Annotated in this window: 1 protein-coding gene; it reads left to right on the top strand. The window is 71.9% G+C overall.

Annotation, left to right across the window (positions count from 1 at the left end; all coding sequences use genetic code 11):
* Positions 1–374: peroxidase family protein (locus J8I29_RS29715; RefSeq protein ID WP_348536217.1), on the top strand; the 374-nt coding region annotated here is incomplete at both ends.

The raw sequence follows: 374 nt of genomic DNA, 5'->3' as shown, positions 1-374 counted from the left end.
TCGGGCCTGTCGACCGCCGAGCTGGTTTCCACCGCCTGGGCCTCGGCCTCGACCTTCCGCGGCTCCGACAAAAGGGGCGGGGCTAATGGCGCCCGCATCCGCTTGGCCCCGCAGAAGGACTGGGAGGTCAACCAGCCGGCGCAGCTGGCCAGGGTGCTCGGCGTGCTGGAGGAGATCCAGCAGGGCTTCAACGCGGCGCAGGCCGGCGGCAAGAAGATCTCGCTGGCCGACCTGATCGTGCTGGGCGGCAATGCCGCGGTCGAGCAGGCGGCCCGCAAGGCCGGCCAGGAGGTGGCGGTGCCCTTCGCGCCCGGCCGCACCGATGCGAGCCAGGAGCAGACCGATGTCGACGCCTTTGCGGTGCTCGAGCCGGT

The organism is Labrys sp. LIt4, from assembly GCF_017813775.1.
GTDB classification, from domain to species: Bacteria; Pseudomonadota; Alphaproteobacteria; order Rhizobiales; family Labraceae; genus Labrys; species Labrys okinawensis_A.
This window is presented reverse-complemented; position numbering and strand designations above follow the sequence as displayed.